The following is a 19,099-nucleotide window of genomic DNA, read 5'->3' on the forward strand; positions in this document are numbered from 1 at the left end:
GGATGCGGGTATTGATCGTTAAAACCTCCTCAATGGGTGATGTTCTGCATACGCTGCCGTCGCTGACGGACGCCATGCGGGCCATTCCCGGCATCCGTTTTGACTGGGTGGTGGAAGAAGGCTTCGCGCAGATCCCCACCTGGCATGAAGCGGTTGATCGCGTGATCCCGGTGGCCATTCGCCGCTGGCGCAAAGCATGGTTCTCCGCACCGATTAAAGCCGAACGCAAAGCCTTCCGCGAAGCGGTGCAGGCCCGGCGTTACGACGCGATCGTCGACGCCCAGGGGCTGGTGAAAAGCGCCGCGCTGGTCACGCGTCTGGCGCACGGCGTAAAGCACGGCATGGACTGGCAAACCGCCCGCGAACCGCTGGCGAGCCTGTTCTATAATCGTCGCCACCATATTGCGAAGCAGCAGCACGCCGTGGAACGTACCCGCGAGCTGTTCGCTAAGAGTCTCGGCTATGCAAAACCCGACCTCCAGGGTGACTACGCCATCGCACAGCATTTTCTGCGCGAAACGGACAAGGATATCGCGCCCTATCTGGTCTTCCTGCATGCCACAACGCGCGACGATAAGCACTGGCCGGAAACGCACTGGAGAAGGCTGATTGAACTAATGCAACCTTGCGGTATCCATATTAAACTCCCGTGGGGCGCTGAACATGAGCGGCAGCGAGCGGAACGTCTGGCAGCAGGTTTTTCCCACGTCGAGGTGTTACCCAAACTCACGCTGGCGCAGGTTGCCGCACAGCTGGCGGGCGCTAACGCCGTCGTTTCTGTGGATACAGGGTTAAGCCATTTAACCGCCGCACTGGATCGTCCTAATATCACGATTTTCGGCCCGACCGATCCGGGGTTGATCGGGGGTTACGGTAAAAACCAGCATCAGATGGTCAGCCCTACGCAACAAACGAAGGATATTAGCGCAGATGCTATTTTTTCATTTTTACAGGGCAGCCATCGGCTTTCCAACAGGGATATTTAACCCATGAGTTATGTATTTCTGCTGATTTTACTCTTTCCGGTGAAACTCATCCGGAAGCTGTTTCGAAAGGACACGGGCAAGAACCTTGTCATTCAGACAGCCAAAATCGGTGACTTTATTAATGCGACGCCTCTTCTGGCATATCTGCAAAAAAGCGATGTGTTGATCAGTCGCAGCGTTGGCGCGCTGGCGAAGCATGATGAGACTATTGAGCAGATCTATTTTATTGAGCAGCATAAGCGCAACCTGTGGCGTAAACTGTGCTTCGCGTGCAGGATCATGAACCGCTACGACAACGTCTACCTGCTACAGCCCAACAGCGTGAACCTCTTTTTTGCCGCCGTCTGCAATGCCAAAAACAAACAATTTTTAAGCATTTACACGCGCAGGTGGTATCACGGGATTTTCTATCTCGCGGCCGACGGTACCGTTGAGCATGGCAAAAAAACGCTTTCGGTGACGAACTACCTGAAACTGGCCGACCGCTCGCTCACGTGGCAAGACTCTCCCAAGCACGCCACAAAGCCACTCTTCAAGCCGACGACCTGGCCGGCCATTCTTGATAAACCTGGCGTTATCCGCATCGGCATCAGTATTGCGGCGGGCAATAAAGCCAAAACCGTCCCTCCGGTTATCTGGAAGCGGATTGTTGATCAACTCGCTGATTTACCCTGCGAGTTTTATGTCTTCGGCGCGCCAAACGAACAGTCGTGGATGGACGATATCACCCGTCTTTACGGTGACATCCCCAATTTTATCAATCTTATTGGCAAAATTTCGCTGGAAGAGCTTCCCTGGGCCATTTCTAAGATGGACTGCTATATCGCGTCTGACTCGGGGAATGTCTACATCGCAGACGCCGTCGGCGTGCCGGTGGTCCTGCTGTTTGGACCGTGTTGTCACTATGAACAGCGTCCGCTTGGCAATGTGATGCTGATCGGGAATGACGATAACATTTGTTCTTATGTGTTTGAAACGCGCTATTACTTCCCGCAAGAACGGGAAGCGCTATTCTCTGTCACTGACTCCGCGTTACACGATCTTCAGCAGTTTATCCGTACATTACCAAAAGCCCGCTCACTGGCTAGCGCTACCGACGCTCAAGGAAACTAATTTTTATGGCTTTTTTAAGCGTCATTATTGCTGCGCATAACGCTGAAGCTACGCTGCACGCCACGCTTTCAAGCCTGCTGGCAGCAACCGATCAGGACACTGAAATTATTATTTTCAATGACAGTTCTGAGGATGCCACGCAGGCAATAATTGATGAGTGGTCGCCGAAATTTCCTCAGATCATAACGCGCAACGTGAACTTTCGTAACGTAGGCCGGGTAAGAAACAGCGCTGTCGCGCTGGCATCGGGTGAGTATATTACGATGCTCGACAGTGACGATTGCTTAAAGCCGGGCAGCCTCAGGGACGCAATGGCCTACCTGAAAGCGCAACGTCCGGATATGTTACTGACACGTTTGCTTGAGATTCGCGATCCCCGGAGAATGACTTCAGACTGGCAGGGATTTAATCCTGTGCCATTGTCACAACATGAAGCAATTGCTCGTTTCTTACGTCATAAAGACTTTCAGGCACATCTCATTGGCCAGTTTATTCATCGTAGTCTTTACGAGAAAAATCCCATACCTCCGATGTTATGTTATGAGGATTTCGCTGTCTTCCCGGGAATGTTGATGCAATCGAGCAAAATAGCCTATCAACGCCAGGGGCATTATTATTACATCAAGCGTCGCGACAGTTTGTCGAGCAGTCTGGACGCCAGCAAAATTTCAACGCTTGTCGAATGCACGTTACAGATGGAAAGAACATTTCCGTCACGCTACAAACATCTCGTCAATTGCCACTGGTTTGATATTTACAGCAACCATCGGTCCTGTCTGACAGACCAACAATTGCAGCTCGTGAAACAACGCGTAAAGACCATGTATACATTGTCTTTTTTCCTGTCCACCGATGTTCGTTTTAGCTACAAAAAAAGGGTTATTGAGGCGTTATGGAAAAAATAAAACCACGGCTAACGGCTCAGCCCGCCTGGCGGGCATAACTATTTTTTGTACTGGTAAAACTCCGCCAGCGTCATCCCCACGGTCTTATCTGATAACCAGGTAAAGAGCTGCTCCAGATCCTGATACAGCCCCTCAATCGCGACCTCGTCTTTAAAAGTAGGGCTCCCGCCAGGCATAAATTCCGACGAATGCAGCATGAATTCCACGTAGTCATTCCCCTGAGCCAGGCACTGCTGCGCAACCTTAATCATCTCCGCCGCATTTCCTCCGGACGGACGTAACCAGTTAACTGACGGAGAACGGTATTTACCGCGCAGACGATCATAACCCTGCTTCAGGGAATTCAGCCATGCCGGGTGTTTATACTGGATGCTCATCGGCACTTCGAGGAGAGGGCTGTTTCCCGGCCGGGAAATGTCGTCTACGTCCAAAAAGTAGGCACGATCGGGAAAATGCTGGTAATTCGTTCCGCCCTTACCCTGCGGGGCACCTTTCGCGTTGCGCCAGTTCACGCGCGGCGTAACGGAACAATCTACCTGATACCCCAGCTCAATCAGCAACTGGGCGTAACGGCTGTCGAATGCCCAGCGCCCGGCGCGATGGCTGAGCATTTTTGTCTGGAAAGTCTCTTCCAGTAAGCGGGTCATGAAGAGCACTTTCTCACGCATGACCTCGTCTGAAAACTCAATCAGATAAGGCTGCCAGCGCCAGTCATCACCGGTCAGATCGTGCTCCGGAGGGCTATTCCAGGCATGGAGATGCATTCCCACCTCACCCTGGCCGCGGGCTATGACCTCTTTCGCGAACTCAATGAATACCGGTTCGACTGCCATCTCGTAGTTGGTCAGCCAGACGGGCTTAAAGCCGAAGCGTTCACAAAGCGCCTGAAACCGCGCCAGGTAGCGCGCGTTTTCCGTTTTGATCACCCGGTGGTTCTGCCAGAGATTATCCCCTTCGGTATCGATCGTGATGATAAACGCTGGTTTTTTCATAATGAGCCCGCAAGACAAAATAGTTAGCGCTATGTTACGCACGCCCGAAAGCAGGAGTAAACCCTTCCAGGGAAATTCCTGACATTATGGAGAAAGAGTGCAAGTCGTTACCAGGTCTATTAGAATTGCCAATAGTACAACGCCGATAAGATGATGATGAATAACTTACCTGACACGCCTGATTTGCGCATTTTACTGATCAAACTTCGCCATCATGGTGACATGTTACTCACCACCCCCGTCATCAATTCATTACGCCAGAAATGGCCTGAAGCCCAAATCGACGTGCTTCTCTATGAAGAGACGCGAGACATGCTCGCCGCGCATCCGGCAATCAGGACGATCTATGGTATCGATCGTAAATGGAAGCAGCTGGGGACGCTGAAGCACCTGCAAAAAGAGTGGCAGTTGCTTCGTGCTTTACGCGCTCAGCATTATCATCTGGTGATCAATCTTGCCGATCAGTGGCGCAGCGCGATTGTTACCCGCTTCACCGGTGCACCGATTCGGCTCGGGTTCGCTTTTAACAAGCGCAATAATGCCTTCTGGCGTTTTTGTCACAGTGAACTGGTCTCGGTCGCCAGCCATCAGTCGTTGCACACCGTTGAACAAAATCTCTCCATACTGTCAGCGCTGCCGGTAATGGCCAACCCTACCGTGACCATGGCTTACAGCGCGGATGACTGGCGCCATGCTCACCAAAAGCTGTCGCAAAAGGGCGTGGGAGACCGCTACATCGTTATTCAACCCACTTCACGCTGGTTCTTTAAGTGCTGGGATGAAGGCAAAATGGCGCAAACTATCGCCGCGTTGCAGCAGGACGGCCACACTATCGTCCTCACGGCGGGACCGGATAAGAAAGAGCTGGCGATGATTGACCGCATTCTTGCCGCCTCCCCGCAGACGGGTGTTGTATCACTGGCAGGCCAGTTAACCCTGCGCCAACTGGCCTCGCTAATCGATCACGCGATCCTGTTCATTGGCGTTGACTCCGTACCCATGCACATGGCCGCCGCCCTTCAGACGCCCTGCGTGGCGCTGTTTGGCCCGTCAAAATTGACGTTCTGGTCGCCATGGCAGGTTAGCGGAGAGGTCATCTGGGCAGGTAACTACGGCCCGCTTCCCAACCCTGACGCCATTGATACAAAAACGACGGAACGTTATCTCGACGCCATCCCCGTTGATGCTGTCGTCTCCGCCGCAAGGAGATACCTGCAATGAAGCTTCATCGTCTGGCCATTGTGCGCCAAAAATATCGTCCGGATGGGGGAGCAGAACGTTTTGTCTCCAGGGCACTTACCGCGCTGAGCAATCAAAATCTTGAGCTCAACGTCATCACCCGCGAGTGGCAGGGCGAAAAGCAGGACGACTGGCATATTCATATTTGCGATCCCCGAAAGTGGGGCCGCATCAGCCGTGAGCGCGGCTTTGCACACGCCGCACGCGCGCTGTGGCAGCAACAGCAGTTTGATATTGTCCAGAGCCACGAACGTATTCCGGGCTGCGATATTTACCGCGCCGGGGATGGTGTACATCGACGCTGGCTGCTACAGCGTACGCGTATTCTTCCCGCCTGGCGCGCGAAGCTGCTTATGCACGATCGCTATCACCGCTACGTGATGCACGCAGAACGTGAAATGTACCAGGCTCCCGAGTTGAAAGCCGTTATCTGTAATGCGGAGATGATCAAGCGCGAAATCGTCGAAGACTTTGATATTGACGCAAAAAAGATACATGTGATTTATAATTCAATAGATTCCAGCCGCTTCGTTCCGGCAGAAGAGAGACAACGCGCTGTACTGCGTCAGCAATTTGGCTTACCCGCTGATGCCGTCATTTTCTGCTTCGTGGGTTCAGGATTTGAACGCAAGGGGCTGGCAAGCGCTATTCGGGCTATAGCAGGAACCTCGGCGTGGCTGGTTGTGGTCGGTCAGGATAAAGCGGAAAGCCGTTATCGCGACCTCGCCCGTTCATTAGGCTGTGAGGGGCAAATCCGTTTCCTGGGGATGCAAAAAGAGACGCTGCCGTTTTATCAGCTTTCTGATGGTTTACTGCTGCCGACGCTGTATGATCCTTTCCCTAACGTCATACTTGAAGCAATGGCCTGTGGATTGCCCGTCATTACGTCAGAGAGTTGCGGTGGTTCAGAATTTATTGAGCAAGGCCAGAACGGGTTTTACTGTGATGCACTTGATATCCACACATTGAAGGAGGCCGTCATGTCCATCCCTTCACTGGAGAAAAATAACAATATGGGGCTTGCGGCGCGTGAACGCGTCAGAGAAGCAACCCCTGAAAAACTATCAAGTCAGCTTATTTCGCTTTATCAAAAATTACTGGATTAATAATGCGCATCCTAATGATTATTGATGGTTTACCCGGTGGAGGAGCCGAAAAGACGGTTCTTACCCTCTCCAGCGGACTGACAGAAGTGGGGCATCAGGTCACCCTTTTCTCCTTACGGAAGGTGTGCGACTACGCCATTCCAGAAGGCATCGATTTTCAGGTTGTGCAGGATACCTGTAAAAAACCCTGGCGGAAGCTGACCGAGATCCCGCGTCGCGCCCGTTTGCTGGATCGCGCCATCGAGCAGGCAGAACGCAGCGGTAAATTTGACGTCGTGTTCTCACATCTGCATAAAACCGACCGTATCGTGGCGCACAGCCGCGTGCTGGATCGGGATAAGGTCTGGTTCTGCGTACACGGGATGTTCTCCTTCTCCTATTTGCGCCATCGCAGCGGGCTTTCTCGCTGGTTTAAGCATTATAAAATCCGTCATACCTATGAAAACCGCAACGTGGTGGCGGTATCCGGCGCCGTGCTGCACGATCTGTCTGAAGTACTCGCGATCCCCCTGCGGCGCAAAGCGGTTATCCATAACCCCTTTGATATCCCTGAAATTCAGCGTCTGGCGGAAGCGCCCTTTGAGATGCAGGGGCAGGATTACATTATCCATGTTGGCCGTTTTCATGAACACAAACGTCACGACAGGCTGCTGCGGGCGTTCGCGCTGAGCAAGATCGACGCATCGCTGGTGTTGATGGGCAAAGGTTCTGACGCGAAAATAAATCAGCTCAAACAGCTTGCCGCTAAGCTGGGAATTGAAAACAAGATCGTCTTCCGCCCGTTCGAAACCAACCCCTACCCGTGGATCAAAGGGGCACGCCTTTTAGTGTTAAGTTCCGACTGCGAAGGTTTTGGTAATGTACTGGTAGAGTCCATTATCTGTCAGACCCCACCGGTGAGTACAAACTGCCCTGGCGGCCCTGCTGAGATCCTTACTGGCCCCCTGGCGCGTGGTCTGACAGCGTTAACCGACGAATCACTGGCGAAAACACTGGCAGAACTGTATGCCTCTCCGCCGGTTGTTGATCGCGAAACGATCGCATCGTTCGGTATCAACGCCATTTGCCAGCAATACATTGCTTTGGTCGACAACCAAAAATAATCAGGTTTCATATGCAAAATTCAGCGCCTTTATTAAGCGTGGTGGTGGCCGTTTATAACGGTGAAGCTTTTCTCGATCAGTTCTTTACCTGCCTTGTAAATCAACACATCGACAGTATGGAAGTCATCATCGTGAATGACGGTTCCACTGACCGCTCGATGCAGATTGTCGAAAAATGGCGCGAAAAGCTGCCAAAGATGCAGGTTATTGAACAACCTAATCAGGGCGTGTCCATCGCGCGTAATACTGGCCTGGCCGTTGCGACCGGGCAGTATCTCTCTTTCCCGGATATTGATGATGTCTTCAAACCCGGCATGTACCAGCGTCTGCTGGATATGGCCGTCACGCAGAACCTGGATGTCGCCACCTGCAATGGCAACTACGTCTGGGAAAATAACAAAAAACCGTCTCGCCCTATCTTCCCTGAAGATAAGCTCGCCTCAACGGGCGTCATGAATGGCGCGGCATGGTTAAAAAAGGCGCTGGATTCACGTAAGTTCCTGCATGTGACCTGGCTGAATATCTATCGTCACGATTTTATTCGTCAGCACGGCTTCCGTTTCGAGCCAGGCCTGCGCCATCAGGATATCCCGTGGACGACTGAGGTGCTGCTTGCCGCGGAACGCGTTCAGTACACCAGCGAACGCTTTTACGACTACTACATTCACTCCGCCTCGGTATCGCACACCCCGGATAATGACGACACGCTGATTCGCTCTGCGCGCCATTATATGAAGATCCTGAAGATGCTTGATGCCATTAACCAGCGCTACCCGGATAAAGTGAAAAATATCCCGGCCTGTTACTGGCAAATCGCTAAAGAGGGTCTGGGAATTATTCATACCTTCGACAACATGAAGGATGAGGCGAAGAAATCAATGATAATCAAAGAGTTCTTCGACACCGGGATCTGGAAGCTCATCTGGAAAAGTGCCAAAAGCCCGCGTTTGCGCTGGCGCCTGGGCCGGCGCTACTTCCGTTTAAAACGGTATCTGGCATAAGAGATAGCTTTAGCACGCTTAAATGCTTAGAATTTCCCGGCCGAAACTAAAAAAACGGATAATCGCTTGGAATTGTTGTATACCGCCCTGCTCTACATCATTCAGCCACTGGTGTGGCTGCGACTGTTGCTTCGTAGCCGTAAAGCGCCTGCGTACCGTAAACGCTGGGCCGAACGTTATGGCTACTGCCGCAATAAAGTGGCGCCGGACGGTATTCTGCTGCATTCCGTGTCAGTCGGGGAAACGCTGGCCGCCATTCCACTGGTGCGTGCCCTGCGCCACCGTTATCCGTCACTGCCCATCACCGTCACCACGATGACGCCAACCGGCTCAGAGCGCGTGATGTCTGCCTTCGGTAAAGACGTGCATCACGTCTACCTGCCGTACGATCTCCCCTGCGCCATGAACCGTTTCCTGAATACCGTGCGCCCTAAACTGGTGATCGTCATGGAAACCGAACTGTGGCCGAATATGATTTCCGCCCTGCATGCCCGTAAAATTCCTTTGGTTATCGCCAACGCGCGTCTGTCGGAACGCTCGGCGAAAGGGTACGGCAAGCTGGGTAAATTTATGCGTCGCCTGCTCAGCAAAATCACGCTGATCGCCGCGCAGAACGAAGAAGATGCCGCGCGCTTTATCGCCCTCGGCCTGAAGCGCAACCAGCTTGCGGTCACGGGTAGCCTGAAGTTCGATATTTCCGTCACCCCTGAACTCGCCGCCCGTGCGGTAACGCTGCGTCGTCAGTGGGCGCCGCGTCGCCAGGTCTGGATTGCCACCAGCACCCATGATGGCGAAGAAGCCATTATTCTTCAGGCTCACCGCCAGCTGCTGGAAAAATTCCCTGATTTACTGCTGATTCTGGTTCCTCGCCATCCTGAGCGTTTTAAAGATGCCCGCGAGATGGTGCAAAAAGGCGGTTTCAGCTTCACCCTGCGCAGCAGCGGCGAAATCCCCTCTGGCAGCACGCAGGTGGTGATTGGCGATACGATGGGCGAACTGATGCTGCTGTACGGGATCGCCGATCTTGCATTCGTTGGCGGAAGCCTGGTGGAGCGCGGTGGTCATAACCCGCTGGAGCCAGCAGCCCACGCCATCCCCGTACTGATGGGGCCACACACGTTTAACTTCAAAGATATCTGCGCGAAATTGCAGCAAGCCGATGGCTTAATCACCGTGACCGACGCGGATTCGGTGGTCAAAGAGGTCTCTACCCTTCTGACTGACGAAGATTACCGCCTGTGGTACGGTCGTCACGCCGTTGAAGTCCTGCATCAGAACCAGGGCGCACTGACCCGTCTGCTGCAACTTCTGCAACCTTACCTGCCGCAGCGGAGCCACTAATGTCAACGCGTCTGTCGGTCGTGATGATCGCCAAAAACGCCGCCGACCTGCTTCCGGATTGCCTGGCCTCTGTTGCCTGGGCTGACGAAATCGTCATTCTCGACTCCGGAAGTACGGACAACACGGCGGACGTTGCCCGTGCAGCCGGGGCAAAAGTCTTTACCGACACCGACTGGCAGGGCTACGGTATTCAGCGCCAGCGTGCGCAGGGTTACGCCACGGGCGATTACGTGTTGATGATCGATACCGATGAGCGCGTCACCCCGGAACTCCGACAGGCCATTCAAACGGTGCTTGCCGCGCCACAGCCCGGCGCGGTCTACAGTATCGCGCGTCGTAACTATTTCCTGGGCCGCTTTATGCGCCACAGCGGCTGGTACCCCGACCGCGTGATGCGCCTCTATGCGCGCGAGCGTTATCAGTACAACGACAACCTGGTCCATGAATCTCTGGCCTGCGATAGCGCTCAGGTCATCCCTCTGACGGGCGATCTGCTTCATCTGACCTGCCGCGATTTCGCCAGCTTCCAGCGGAAACAGCTGAACTATGCCACCGCCTGGGCACAGGAGCGGCATACGCGCGGCAAGAAGGCCACGCTGACCGGCATCTTCACCCACACGCTGGGCGCGTTTCTGAAAACGCTGCTGCTGCGTGGCGGCGTGCTGGACGGCAAACAGGGCTGGTTACTGGCCGTAGTGAATGCCCAGTATACTTTCAACAAATACACCGAGCTGTGGGCGCTGAACCGCGGCTACTCAGAGAAAACGTGAGCCATGAGCACAAAAGCGATTTATCCGGGTACCTTCGATCCGATCACTAACGGTCATCTTGATATCATCACCCGTGCGGCGTGTATGTTCGACAAGGTGATTCTGGCCATTGCCGCCAGCCCGAGCAAAAAGCCGATGTTCGACCTGAACGAACGCGTGCAGCTTGCCACCGATGCGATTTCGCATCTGTCGAATGTTGAGGTCGTCGGATTCAGCGACTTGATGGCAAACTTTGCCCGTGACCGGCAGGCCAATATCCTGATCCGCGGTCTTCGCGCGGTAGCAGACTTCGAATATGAGATGCAGCTGGCACACATGAACCGCCATCTGATGCCGGAGCTGGAGAGCGTATTCCTGATGCCCTCCAAAGAGTGGTCCTTCATCTCTTCCTCACTGGTGAAAGAGGTGGCGCGCCATCACGGGGACGTTACCCACTTCCTGCCGGTTAACGTCCACCAGGCGTTGATGGAAAAGCTAAAGTAACCCTACTTCTGGCACTGACGGCAGTAAAACGTGGCGCGCTGAGCGTGCTTCGTGGCAATAATCGGCGTCCCGCAGGCTCTGCACGGCTCACCCTTACGGCCATAAACCTGCAACTCCTGCGCAAAATAGCCCGGCTTCCCGTCGCTTTGCAGGAAATCCTTCAGCGTCGTCCCGCCCTGCTCAATTGAGCGCAGCAGTACCGCTTTAATTACTCTGACCAGCAGCTCGCACTCCTGCGCCGACAGCGAGGAGGCCAGCCGATCGGGATGGATCCCGGCGGCAAACAACGATTCGCTGGCATAGATATTTCCCACGCCCACCACCAGCTTGTTATCCATCAGCCAGGGTTTAATCGGGGTTTTCTTTTTCGCGCACTTCTCTTTGAGATAATCCGCGTTAAACGCCTCTGACAGCGGCTCAGGTCCGAGATGCGCCAGCACGTTGTGTCCTTCCAGCTCTTTGGTCCACAGCCATGCGCCAAAGCGACGCGGGTCGGTGTAACGCAGTACTTTGCCGTTACTCATCACCAGATCAACGTGGTCGTGCTTTTCCGCAGGCAACTCTTCGGTGAGGATGCGCAGGCTTCCCGACATGCCCAGATGGATAATGATCCAGCCGTCAGGCAGCTCCAGCAGCAGGTATTTCGCGCGGCGCTGCACGCTCAGGACGGGTTTGTCGCTTAACGCGTGGATCTCATCGGACACCGGCCAGCGCAGACGCCCGTTGCGAACGACAGCATGAAGAATAGTCGCGCCAACCAGATGGGGCTCAATGCCGCGGCGGCTGGTCTCTACCTCTGGTAATTCAGGCATGGTTCCTCCGTTGAGATGCAGAATGCAAAAAACCCCGCAGTTGCGGGGTTTTTCAATACAAGGAGACTAAAATTATTTGATTTTAGCTTCTTTGTACAGTACGTGCTGGCGTACAACTGGATCGAATTTTTTCAGTTCCAGTTTTTCCGGCTTAGTACGTTTGTTCTTCGTGGTGGTGTAGAAGTGACCTGTACCAGCAGAAGAAACCAGCTTGATTTTCTCGCGAATACCTTTAGCCATGATTTATTTCCTCTTTAAGTACTTAGTACTTTTCGCCACGGGCACGCAGTTCGGACAGAACTGTATCGATGCCTTTCTTATCGATTACACGCATACCTTTAGCAGATACGCGCAGGGTGACAAAACGCTTCTCGCTCTCAACCCAGAAACGGTGAGAGTGCAGGTTCGGCAGGAAACGGCGTTTAGTCGCGTTCAGTGCGTGGGAACGGTTGTTACCGGTCACCGGACGCTTGCCAGTAACTTGGCAGACTCGGGACATGTCTATTCTCCAAAAATCAAATTAGCTCGAGCTTCGTATGGGGTATCGGCGCCTCGTCAGGCTTTACAGCCCGGTCATCGCATAGTTCTATTGAACTCTCGATTGCCAGGCCCAAATGCCAAACCCGAGATTCTCAAAGGTGGCGTAGTATACGCTGACTCGGCGGTGTGCTCAAGTCCCGAACAGACAAAGATCCCGATGGATCGCGAGAAAAGGCCTAAATCCAGCCACGTTCGGCAAAAGAAATGTACTCTCCGCGGCCAATTATCAGATGGTCCAGCACACGAATGTCCATGAATTGACAGCATTTGATAATACGTTCGGTAATTGCTTTGTCAGCTCTGCTTGGTTCTGCACAGCCAGAGGGGTGATTATGCGCGAGGATCACGCCGGCTGCATTCACTTTTATCGCTTCCCGCACAATTTCACGCGGATGCACCTCAACATGGCTCAATGTTCCCGAAAAAAGGCGGGTATGTTTCAGTACCCGGTTTTTGTTATCGAGAAAGATCACCATAAAGATCTCCCGCTCCAGATCGGAGAGCTGGCTTTGCAGAAATTCGCGGGTCATATCGGGGGTGAGGATCGGGTCTTCTTCCTCCATACGCACGTTGTAAAATCGCCGGGCCAGCTCGGCAATGCCCCGTAACTGGGCATATTTCGCCACGCCAATGCCCTCAACGTGCGTAAACGCCTCCAGCTCAGCGGTCAGCAATCCATACAGTGAACCGAAATGGTCTATCAGTTCTTTCGCCAGCGTAAATACCGTTTTCCCCGGCGTGCCTGTGCGTAAAAAGAGCGCCAGCAGCTCGTCGTCCTTTAACAACGTGACGCCATGACGCAGCATTTTTTCACGCGGTAGCAGCAGTTCAGTCTCTTCCATGCCCGGCCTCCTTCTGTTTGCCATTATGCTGCCACAGGCAAATTCGGGGTTCGACGCTGGCATTTCGTTCTTGCGTAACGCCTCGCAAAGTGAATTAAGGACATCATCACCCCGTTTTAGGGATTGTGATAAAATGCCCGCTCTCTGGTGAAACCCAACAGGAAAGAATCATGATGAGCCTGGCCGGTAAAAAAATCGTTCTTGGCGTCAGCGGCGGTATTGCTGCCTATAAAACGCCAGACCTGGTGCGCCGTTTGCGCGAGCGCGGGGCCGACGTACGGGTCGCGATCACCGAAGGCGGCAAAGCCTTTATCACCCCGCTGAGCCTGCAAGCCGTCTCGGGATACCCGGTATCCGACAGCCTGCTCGACCCGGCGGCCGAAGCCGCAATGGGCCACATTGAGCTGGGAAAATGGGCCGATCTGGTTATCCTTGCCCCCGCCACGGCAGATTTAATTGCCCGCGTGGCAGCCGGTATGGCGAACGATCTGGTAACGACCATTTGCCTCGCCACGCCTGCGCCCGTCGCGGTTGTGCCCGCAATGAACCAGCAGATGTACCGCAACGCCGCTACCCAGCATAATCTGGACACGCTGGCCTCGCGCGGCCTGCTGATTTGGGGACCGGACAGTGGCAGCCAGGCCTGCGGCGACGTTGGGCCAGGGCGTATGCTCGACCCATTGACGATTGTTGATATGGCCGCCGCCCATTTCTCGCCTGTCAACGATCTGCAACATCTCAACATCATGATTACCGCGGGTCCCACGCGCGAGCCGCTGGATCCGGTGCGTTACATCACCAACCACAGCTCCGGCAAAATGGGCTTTGCGATTGCTGCCGCGGCAGCCAAACGCGGCGCGAACGTCACGCTAGTGAGCGGCCCGGTGTCGCTTACCACCCCTGCGTTTGTGCAGCGTATTGATGTAACGACCGCGCTGGAAATGGAAGCCGCCGTACAGGCACATGCTCAACAGCAGCATATTTTTATCGGCTGTGCGGCCGTCGCTGATTACCGCGCCGAAACCATTGCCGACGCCAAAATTAAAAAGCAAGGTGATGAATTAACAATAAAAATGGTGAAGAACCCGGATATCGTTGCCGGTGTCGCCGCATTGAAAACTCATCGACCTTACGTTGTTGGGTTTGCCGCAGAAACGAATAATGTGGAAGAATATGCCCGGCAAAAACGTACCCGCAAAAACCTCGATTTGATTTGCGCGAACGACGTATCGCTGTCCACGCAAGGATTTAACAGCGACAGCAACGCATTGCACCTTTTCTGGCAGGATGGAGATAAAGTCTTACCGCTTGAGCGCAAAGAACTCCTGGGCCAACACTTACTGGACGAGATCGTTACCCGTTATGATGAAAAAAATCGACGTTAAGATTCTGGACCCGCGCGTTGGCGAGCAATTTCCGCTGCCAACGTATGCCACCTCCGGCTCTGCCGGTCTTGACCTGCGCGCCTGTCTTGATGACGCCGTAGAACTGGCGCCGGGTGCAACGACCCTGATCCCGACCGGGCTGGCGATTCACATTGCTGACCCGTCACTGGCAGCGGTGATCCTGCCGCGCTCTGGCCTGGGCCACAAGCATGGCGTCGTGCTGGGTAACCTGGTCGGCCTGATCGATTCTGACTATCAGGGTCAGCTGATGGTATCCGTCTGGAACCGTGGCCAGAACAGCTTCACCATTGAGCCGGGCGAGCGTATCGCGCAGATGGTGTTTGTACCGGTGGTGCAGGCAGAATTTAACCTGGTGGCAGACTTCGACGCTACCGACCGTGGCGAAGGCGGCTTCGGCCATTCCGGGCGCAAATAACCGCCCGACAAACACGCATCTCACAGCGCCATAATGCAATAACAAACCGCAAACGTCAGTTTGCGGGTCGCTGTGTGGTTGCCAGCCTGACAAGTGCTTATTTTCAGGGGTATTTTGTAACATGGCAGAAAAACAAACCGCGAAAAGGAATCGTCGCGAAGAAATACTTCAATCTCTGGCTCTGATGCTTGAATCCAGCGACGGCAGTCAACGCATCACCACCGCAAAACTGGCGGCCTCTGTGGGCGTGTCAGAGGCGGCGCTGTATCGTCATTTCCCGAGCAAAACCCGGATGTTTGACAGCCTGATCGAGTTTATCGAAGACAGCCTGATCACGCGCATCAACCTGATTCTGAAGGATGAAAAAGACACCAGCACGCGTCTGCGTCTGATTGTGCTGCTGATTCTGGGCTTTGGTGAACGTAACCCGGGTCTGACCCGTATTCTGACCGGCCACGCGCTGATGTTTGAACAGGATCGTCTGCAAGGCCGTATAAACCAGCTTTTTGAGCGTATCGAAGCCCAGCTGCGTCAGGTTCTGCGCGAGAAGAAAATGCGGGAGGGCGAGGGATATAATACGGATGAAACCCTGCTGGCAAGCCAGATCCTGGCATTTTGCGAAGGGATGCTCTCCCGGTTTGTGCGCAGCGAGTTTAAATATCGACCAACGGACGATTTTGACGCCCGCTGGCCGTTAGTGGCTGCTCAGTTACAGTAACGCCATCGCCGGATGGCGGCTTCGCCTTATCCGGCCTAAGAACGGGTAGGCCCGGTAAGCGTAGCGCCGCCGGGCAATTGAATTATACGCCAAACTCTTCGCGGTATTGACGCACCGCCGCCAGATGATCAGCCATCTCAGGCTTCTCTTCCAGATACGCAATCAGGTCTTTCAGCGTGATAATCGACGTGACCTTGCAGCCATAATCGCGCTCCACTTCCTGAATAGCAGAGATGTCGCCGCGCCCGCGCTCCTGACGATCGAGCGAAATCAGCACACCCGCAAGCGTTGCGCCGTTAGCCTGGATAATCTCCATCGATTCACGGATCGCGGTACCTGCGGTGATCACGTCATCCACCAGCATCACACGCCCCTGCAACGCACTGCCTACCAGATTGCCGCCTTCACCGTGGGTTTTGGCCTCTTTACGGTTAAAGCAGTACGGTACGTCGCGGTCATGGTGCTCCGCCAGCGCTACCGCCGTGGTGGTTGCGATTGGAATGCCTTTGTACGCGGGGCCAAACAGCAGGTCGAAATCAATCCCGGAATCCACCAGCGCTTCGGCATAGAAGCGGCCTAACAGTGCCAGGTCGCGCCCGGTATTAAACAGTCCGGCGTTGAAGAAATACGGACTTTTACGCCCGGATTTCAGCGTGAACTCGCCAAACTTAAGTACCTGCTTGTTAAGCGCAAACTCAATAAACTGGCGCTGATACGATTTCATGGATTTGCTCCTTTGTCTTTTCAGTCTTACAGGCAAAAAAAAGGCGACTCATTGGTCGCCTTAAAATCAATTTTCTAACGCCGCTTTCTGCGTCGCTACAATAGATTCGATTCCCCCTCGGGCCAACGCCAGCAAGGTGAGCAGTTCTTCGTGGGTGAATGGCTCGCCTTCTGCCGTACCCTGCACTTCAATGATGCGACCATCTTCGGTCATCACCACGTTCATGTCGGTTTCTGCGGCAGAATCTTCAACGTATTCCAGATCGCAAAGCGCCTCGCCGTTAACGATACCAACGGAGACAGCAGCAACCATCCCTTTCATTGGGTTGGTTTTCAGCTTACCGGCGGCAACCAGCTTGTTCAGGGCATCTGCCAGCGCCACACAGGCACCGGTAATAGAGGCCGTACGCGTGCCACCATCGGCCTGTATCACGTCGCAGTCCAGCGTGATGGTGAACTCACCCAGCGTTTTCAGGTCAACCGCGGCGCGGAGCGCACGCGCGATCAGGCGCTGGATCTCCATAGTACGGCCGCCCTGCTTACCTTTTGCCGCTTCACGGGCATTACGGGTATGGGTTGCGCGCGGCAACATACCGTATTCGGCGGTGATCCACCCCTGGCCCTGACCTTTCAGGAAGCGAGGCACGCCCTCTTCAATGGACGCGGTGCAAAGCACCTTGGTGTCACCAAACTCAACCAGCACGGAGCCTTCAGCGTGTTTTGTATAGTTACGGGTCAGGGTGACGGGACGCACCTGGTTGGCGCTACGACCTGCTGGACGCATGATGGATTCTCCGGCTTGAAACGAATGTGGCTGCGCATTATACGGATAAAGGACGCTTATTCCTATCCTGAGAAGCCCCTGAAAGCTATAATCCCCCCATCTCTCCTTTAAAAACGGGAATGTCTATGATCCGCAGTATGACCGCCTACGCCCGGCGTGAAATCAAGGGTAGCTGGGGTAGCGCTACCTGGGAAATGCGCTCGGTAAACCAGCGCTATCTGGAAACGTATTTCCGTATGCCGGAACAGTTCCGCAGCCTGGAGCCTGTGGTGCGTGAGCGTATCCGTACGCGTCTGACCCGCGGGAAAGTGGAATGTAATTTGCGTTTTGAGCCCGATGCCAGCGCACAGGGCGAACTTATCCTGAACGAAAAGCTGGCAAAACAGCTGGTTAATGCGGCGAACTGGGTCAAAATGCAAAGCGATGAAGGCGAGATCAACCCGGTTGATATTCTGCGCTGGCCTGGCGTGATGGCCGCCGGAGAGCAGGATCTGGACGCGATTACCGCTGAGATCCTGGCTGCACTCGACGGCACGCTGGACGACTTTATCGTTGCCCGCGAAACCGAAGGCCAGGCGCTGAAAGCGATGATTGAGCAACGCCTTGAAGGCGTGAGCGCCGAAGTCGCTAAAGTGCGCGCTCATATGCCAGAAGTGCTGCAATGGCAGCGTGAGCGTCTTGTCGCCAAACTGGAAGAGGCGGAAGTTCAGCTGGAAAACAACCGTCTGGAACAAGAGCTGGTGCTGATGGCGCAGCGTGTGGACGTGGCTGAAGAGCTGGATCGTCTGGAAGCGCACGTTAAAGAGACCTACAACATTCTGAAGAAGAAAGAAGCGGTAGGCCGCCGTCTCGACTTTATGATGCAGGAGTTCAACCGCGAGTCGAACACGCTGGCGTCTAAGTCTATCAATGCAGAGGTAACCAATTCAGCGATTGAGCTGAAGGTCCTGATTGAGCAGATGCGCGAGCAGATCCAGAATATCGAGTAATTCCTTTCAGGGTGGTGTTGCCTCGCACACCACCCATTACTTTTTCTAATCCTTATTTAGCCTTACTTTCTTTTCCTCCCGCCTTATCACAAGCCCGCCAGGCATGCGTTGATAAATTTCTGTAGGGCAAACCCCCTCGCCTTAGAAAATCTCAATCGTGATCTTCCGCACAAATCGCTAATCTCCTCCTCTTCATTCCGGAGGGTTTATGCTGCTTCACATTCTCTATCTTATTGGCATTACCGCAGAAGCCATGACCGGCGCGCTCGCTGCCGGACGTCGCCGTATGGACACCTTCGGCGTGATTATTATTGCCACGGCCACCGCGCTCGGCGGCGGGTCCGTGCGCGATATCCTGCTTGGCCATTATCCGCTCGGCTGGGTAAAAAACCCTGAGTACGTCATTATCGTGGCAACGGCAGCCGTGCTAACCACGATTGTGGCCCCGGTGATGCCTCATCTGCGCCGCGTGTTTCTGGTGCTGGATGCGCTTGGGCTGATTGTTTTTTCCATCATTGGCGCACAAATCGCTCTCGATATGGGTGAAGGCCCGGTTATCGCCACCATTGCTGCCGTGATCACGGGCGTGTTTGGCGGGGTGCTGCGGGATATGTTCTGCAAGCGTATCCCGCTGGTTTTCCAGAAGGAACTGTATGCCGGCATCTCCTTTGCCGCGGCAGTGCTTTATGTCGCCTTGCAGCACTATGTCACCAGCCACGATGTGGTGGTTATCTCCACCCTGCTGTTTGGCTTCACCGCGCGTATGCTGGCATTGCGCCTTAAGCTGGGCCTTCCCGGTTTTCATTACAAACACAATGCGCATTAATGTCA

Annotated in this window: 22 protein-coding genes; 15 read left to right on the forward strand and 7 right to left on the reverse strand. The window is 54.2% G+C overall.

What is annotated here, in order from left to right:
• Positions 1-2 precede the first annotated feature (2 nt).
• Genes rfaC through KTH07_RS19610 form a run of 3 tightly spaced genes read left to right on the forward strand, consistent with a single transcriptional unit; the run spans position 3 to position 3,004 of the window.
• Entirely contained in the window at positions 3-986 is a 984-nt protein-coding gene (gene rfaC, locus KTH07_RS19600; protein ID WP_023302889.1) for a lipopolysaccharide heptosyltransferase RfaC, read from the forward strand.
• Between the two features lie 3 nt (positions 987-989).
• The gene (locus KTH07_RS19605; RefSeq protein WP_017693958.1) at positions 990-2,099 is read left to right on the forward strand and encodes a glycosyltransferase family 9 protein; all 1,110 of its coding nucleotides are present in this window, start codon (positions 990-992) and stop codon (positions 2,097-2,099) included.
• Positions 2,100-2,104: 5 nt separating this feature from the next.
• The gene (locus KTH07_RS19610) at positions 2,105-3,004 is read left to right on the forward strand and encodes a glycosyltransferase family 2 protein (RefSeq protein WP_032620678.1); all 900 of its coding nucleotides are present in this window, start codon (positions 2,105-2,107) and stop codon (positions 3,002-3,004) included.
• A gap of 38 nt (positions 3,005-3,042) precedes the next feature.
• On the opposite strand, the gene KTH07_RS19615 is transcribed toward KTH07_RS19610, so the two are convergent.
• Positions 3,043-3,996 (reverse strand): polysaccharide deacetylase family protein, encoded by a 954-nt coding sequence (locus tag KTH07_RS19615; RefSeq protein WP_017693960.1) that lies wholly within the window; start codon positions 3,994-3,996, stop codon positions 3,043-3,045.
• Between the two features lie 150 nt (positions 3,997-4,146).
• Between KTH07_RS19615 and rfaQ the strand changes: the two genes are divergently transcribed.
• From rfaQ to coaD, 7 genes are all read left to right on the forward strand, one after another.
• Positions 4,147-5,217 carry a putative lipopolysaccharide heptosyltransferase III gene (gene rfaQ, locus KTH07_RS19620; RefSeq protein WP_032620679.1) on the forward strand — a complete coding sequence of 357 codons (1,071 nt, stop codon included), beginning with the start codon at positions 4,147-4,149 and terminating at the stop codon, positions 5,215-5,217.
• A complete protein-coding gene (locus tag KTH07_RS19625; protein ID WP_015570036.1) occupies positions 5,214-6,341 on the forward strand; it encodes a glycosyltransferase family 4 protein in 1,128 nt (375 codons plus the stop codon). Before rfaQ ends, KTH07_RS19625 begins: the two co-directional genes overlap by 4 nt.
• Before the next feature lie 2 nt (positions 6,342-6,343).
• Positions 6,344-7,444, forward strand: coding sequence for a glycosyltransferase (locus tag KTH07_RS19630; protein WP_023302884.1), 1,101 nt, complete (start codon positions 6,344-6,346; stop codon positions 7,442-7,444).
• A gap of 11 nt (positions 7,445-7,455) precedes the next feature.
• Positions 7,456-8,445 (forward strand): glycosyltransferase, encoded by a 990-nt coding sequence (locus tag KTH07_RS19635; protein ID WP_023302883.1) that lies wholly within the window; start codon positions 7,456-7,458, stop codon positions 8,443-8,445.
• A 66-nt stretch (positions 8,446-8,511) separates the two neighbouring features.
• A complete protein-coding gene (waaA, locus tag KTH07_RS19640; protein ID WP_003860874.1) occupies positions 8,512-9,786 on the forward strand; it encodes a lipid IV(A) 3-deoxy-D-manno-octulosonic acid transferase in 1,275 nt (424 codons plus the stop codon).
• Entirely contained in the window at positions 9,786-10,556 is a 771-nt protein-coding gene (locus KTH07_RS19645) for a glycosyltransferase family 2 protein (RefSeq protein WP_015570039.1), read from the forward strand. The genes waaA and KTH07_RS19645 overlap by 1 nt, the downstream gene beginning before the upstream one ends.
• Positions 10,557-10,559: 3 nt before the next feature.
• Positions 10,560-11,039, forward strand: a complete 480-nt coding sequence (gene coaD / locus KTH07_RS19650; protein WP_015570040.1) for a pantetheine-phosphate adenylyltransferase — start codon at positions 10,560-10,562, stop codon at positions 11,037-11,039.
• Positions 11,040-11,041: 2 nt separating this feature from the next.
• Here coaD and mutM read toward each other — a convergent pair whose 3' ends face one another.
• The 4 genes from mutM to radC all read right to left on the reverse strand — a co-directional run bounded on the left by mutM (position 11,042) and on the right by radC (position 13,233).
• Positions 11,042-11,851, reverse strand: coding sequence for a bifunctional DNA-formamidopyrimidine glycosylase/DNA-(apurinic or apyrimidinic site) lyase (mutM, locus tag KTH07_RS19655; RefSeq protein WP_003860879.1), 810 nt, complete (start codon positions 11,849-11,851; stop codon positions 11,042-11,044).
• A gap of 72 nt (positions 11,852-11,923) precedes the next feature.
• Positions 11,924-12,091, reverse strand: coding sequence for a 50S ribosomal protein L33 (gene rpmG / locus KTH07_RS19660; RefSeq protein WP_003024094.1), 168 nt, complete (start codon positions 12,089-12,091; stop codon positions 11,924-11,926).
• 22 nt (positions 12,092-12,113) lie between these two features.
• Positions 12,114-12,350 (reverse strand): 50S ribosomal protein L28, encoded by a 237-nt coding sequence (gene rpmB, locus KTH07_RS19665; RefSeq protein ID WP_002436699.1) that lies wholly within the window; start codon positions 12,348-12,350, stop codon positions 12,114-12,116.
• Between the two features lie 217 nt (positions 12,351-12,567).
• The gene (radC, locus tag KTH07_RS19670) at positions 12,568-13,233 is read right to left on the reverse strand and encodes a DNA repair protein RadC (RefSeq protein WP_006812419.1); all 666 of its coding nucleotides are present in this window, start codon (positions 13,231-13,233) and stop codon (positions 12,568-12,570) included.
• A gap of 173 nt (positions 13,234-13,406) precedes the next feature.
• On the opposite strand from radC, the gene coaBC reads away from it, so the two are divergent.
• From coaBC to slmA, 3 genes are all read left to right on the forward strand, one after another.
• Positions 13,407-14,618, forward strand: a complete 1,212-nt coding sequence (coaBC, locus tag KTH07_RS19675; RefSeq protein WP_168728665.1) for a bifunctional phosphopantothenoylcysteine decarboxylase/phosphopantothenate--cysteine ligase CoaBC — start codon at positions 13,407-13,409, stop codon at positions 14,616-14,618.
• Positions 14,596-15,054, forward strand: coding sequence for a dUTP diphosphatase (gene dut / locus KTH07_RS19680; RefSeq protein WP_023295710.1), 459 nt, complete (start codon positions 14,596-14,598; stop codon positions 15,052-15,054). Before coaBC ends, dut begins: the two co-directional genes overlap by 23 nt.
• 121 nt (positions 15,055-15,175) lie before the next feature.
• Positions 15,176-15,772: a nucleoid occlusion factor SlmA gene (slmA, locus tag KTH07_RS19685; RefSeq protein WP_003860901.1), complete on the forward strand. Its 597-nt coding sequence runs from the start codon at positions 15,176-15,178 to the stop codon at positions 15,770-15,772.
• Positions 15,773-15,854: 82 nt separating this feature from the next.
• Here the strand turns inward: slmA and pyrE are convergent, their stop codons facing one another.
• Both pyrE and rph read right to left on the reverse strand, forming a co-directional pair.
• The gene (gene pyrE, locus KTH07_RS19690) at positions 15,855-16,496 is read right to left on the reverse strand and encodes an orotate phosphoribosyltransferase (RefSeq protein ID WP_015570043.1); all 642 of its coding nucleotides are present in this window, start codon (positions 16,494-16,496) and stop codon (positions 15,855-15,857) included.
• Positions 16,497-16,562: 66 nt separating this feature from the next.
• Positions 16,563-17,279 (reverse strand): ribonuclease PH, encoded by a 717-nt coding sequence (gene rph / locus KTH07_RS19695; protein ID WP_015570044.1) that lies wholly within the window; start codon positions 17,277-17,279, stop codon positions 16,563-16,565.
• A gap of 125 nt (positions 17,280-17,404) precedes the next feature.
• Between rph and KTH07_RS19700 the strand changes: the two genes are divergently transcribed.
• Together KTH07_RS19700 and KTH07_RS19705 are read left to right on the forward strand one after the other, a co-directional pair.
• Positions 17,405-18,268 carry a YicC/YloC family endoribonuclease gene (locus KTH07_RS19700; RefSeq protein WP_003860907.1) on the forward strand — a complete coding sequence of 288 codons (864 nt, stop codon included), beginning with the start codon at positions 17,405-17,407 and terminating at the stop codon, positions 18,266-18,268.
• Positions 18,269-18,476: 208 nt separating this feature from the next.
• Entirely contained in the window at positions 18,477-19,094 is a 618-nt protein-coding gene (locus tag KTH07_RS19705; RefSeq protein ID WP_217310846.1) for a trimeric intracellular cation channel family protein, read from the forward strand.
• Positions 19,095-19,099: the final 5 nt, after the last annotated feature.

This window comes from Enterobacter cloacae complex sp. ECL72, assembly GCF_019056635.1.
In the GTDB taxonomy this organism is placed as follows: Bacteria; Pseudomonadota; Gammaproteobacteria; order Enterobacterales; family Enterobacteriaceae; genus Enterobacter; species Enterobacter hormaechei_C.

What these genes read in the sequence shown, in the direction of transcription:
- KTH07_RS19615 (WP_017693960.1), bottom strand. Translation starts at nt 3,996, where the DNA reads ATGAAAAAACCAGCGTTTATCATCACGATCGATACCGAAGGGGATAAT.
- rfaQ (WP_032620679.1), top strand. Translation starts at nt 4,147, where the DNA reads ATGATGATGAATAACTTACCTGACACGCCTGATTTGCGCATTTTACTG.
- KTH07_RS19700 (WP_003860907.1), top strand. Translation starts at nt 17,405, where the DNA reads ATGATCCGCAGTATGACCGCCTACGCCCGGCGTGAAATCAAGGGTAGC.
- KTH07_RS19610 (WP_032620678.1), top strand. Translation starts at nt 2,105, where the DNA reads ATGGCTTTTTTAAGCGTCATTATTGCTGCGCATAACGCTGAAGCTACG.
- KTH07_RS19645 (WP_015570039.1), top strand. Translation starts at nt 9,786, where the DNA reads ATGTCAACGCGTCTGTCGGTCGTGATGATCGCCAAAAACGCCGCCGAC.
- rfaC (WP_023302889.1), top strand. Translation starts at nt 3, where the DNA reads ATGCGGGTATTGATCGTTAAAACCTCCTCAATGGGTGATGTTCTGCAT.
- KTH07_RS19630 (WP_023302884.1), top strand. Translation starts at nt 6,344, where the DNA reads ATGCGCATCCTAATGATTATTGATGGTTTACCCGGTGGAGGAGCCGAA.
- rpmG (WP_003024094.1), bottom strand. Translation starts at nt 12,091, where the DNA reads ATGGCTAAAGGTATTCGCGAGAAAATCAAGCTGGTTTCTTCTGCTGGT.
- pyrE (WP_015570043.1), bottom strand. Translation starts at nt 16,496, where the DNA reads ATGAAATCGTATCAGCGCCAGTTTATTGAGTTTGCGCTTAACAAGCAG.
- slmA (WP_003860901.1), top strand. Translation starts at nt 15,176, where the DNA reads ATGGCAGAAAAACAAACCGCGAAAAGGAATCGTCGCGAAGAAATACTT.
- KTH07_RS19635 (WP_023302883.1), top strand. Translation starts at nt 7,456, where the DNA reads ATGCAAAATTCAGCGCCTTTATTAAGCGTGGTGGTGGCCGTTTATAAC.
- KTH07_RS19625 (WP_015570036.1), top strand. Translation starts at nt 5,214, where the DNA reads ATGAAGCTTCATCGTCTGGCCATTGTGCGCCAAAAATATCGTCCGGAT.
- dut (WP_023295710.1), top strand. Translation starts at nt 14,596, where the DNA reads ATGATGAAAAAAATCGACGTTAAGATTCTGGACCCGCGCGTTGGCGAG.
- coaBC (WP_168728665.1), top strand. Translation starts at nt 13,407, where the DNA reads ATGAGCCTGGCCGGTAAAAAAATCGTTCTTGGCGTCAGCGGCGGTATT.
- KTH07_RS19605 (WP_017693958.1), top strand. Translation starts at nt 990, where the DNA reads ATGAGTTATGTATTTCTGCTGATTTTACTCTTTCCGGTGAAACTCATC.
- rpmB (WP_002436699.1), bottom strand. Translation starts at nt 12,350, where the DNA reads ATGTCCCGAGTCTGCCAAGTTACTGGCAAGCGTCCGGTGACCGGTAAC.
- coaD (WP_015570040.1), top strand. Translation starts at nt 10,560, where the DNA reads ATGAGCACAAAAGCGATTTATCCGGGTACCTTCGATCCGATCACTAAC.
- radC (WP_006812419.1), bottom strand. Translation starts at nt 13,233, where the DNA reads ATGGAAGAGACTGAACTGCTGCTACCGCGTGAAAAAATGCTGCGTCAT.
- rph (WP_015570044.1), bottom strand. Translation starts at nt 17,279, where the DNA reads ATGCGTCCAGCAGGTCGTAGCGCCAACCAGGTGCGTCCCGTCACCCTG.
- mutM (WP_003860879.1), bottom strand. Translation starts at nt 11,851, where the DNA reads ATGCCTGAATTACCAGAGGTAGAGACCAGCCGCCGCGGCATTGAGCCC.
- KTH07_RS19705 (WP_217310846.1), top strand. Translation starts at nt 18,477, where the DNA reads ATGCTGCTTCACATTCTCTATCTTATTGGCATTACCGCAGAAGCCATG.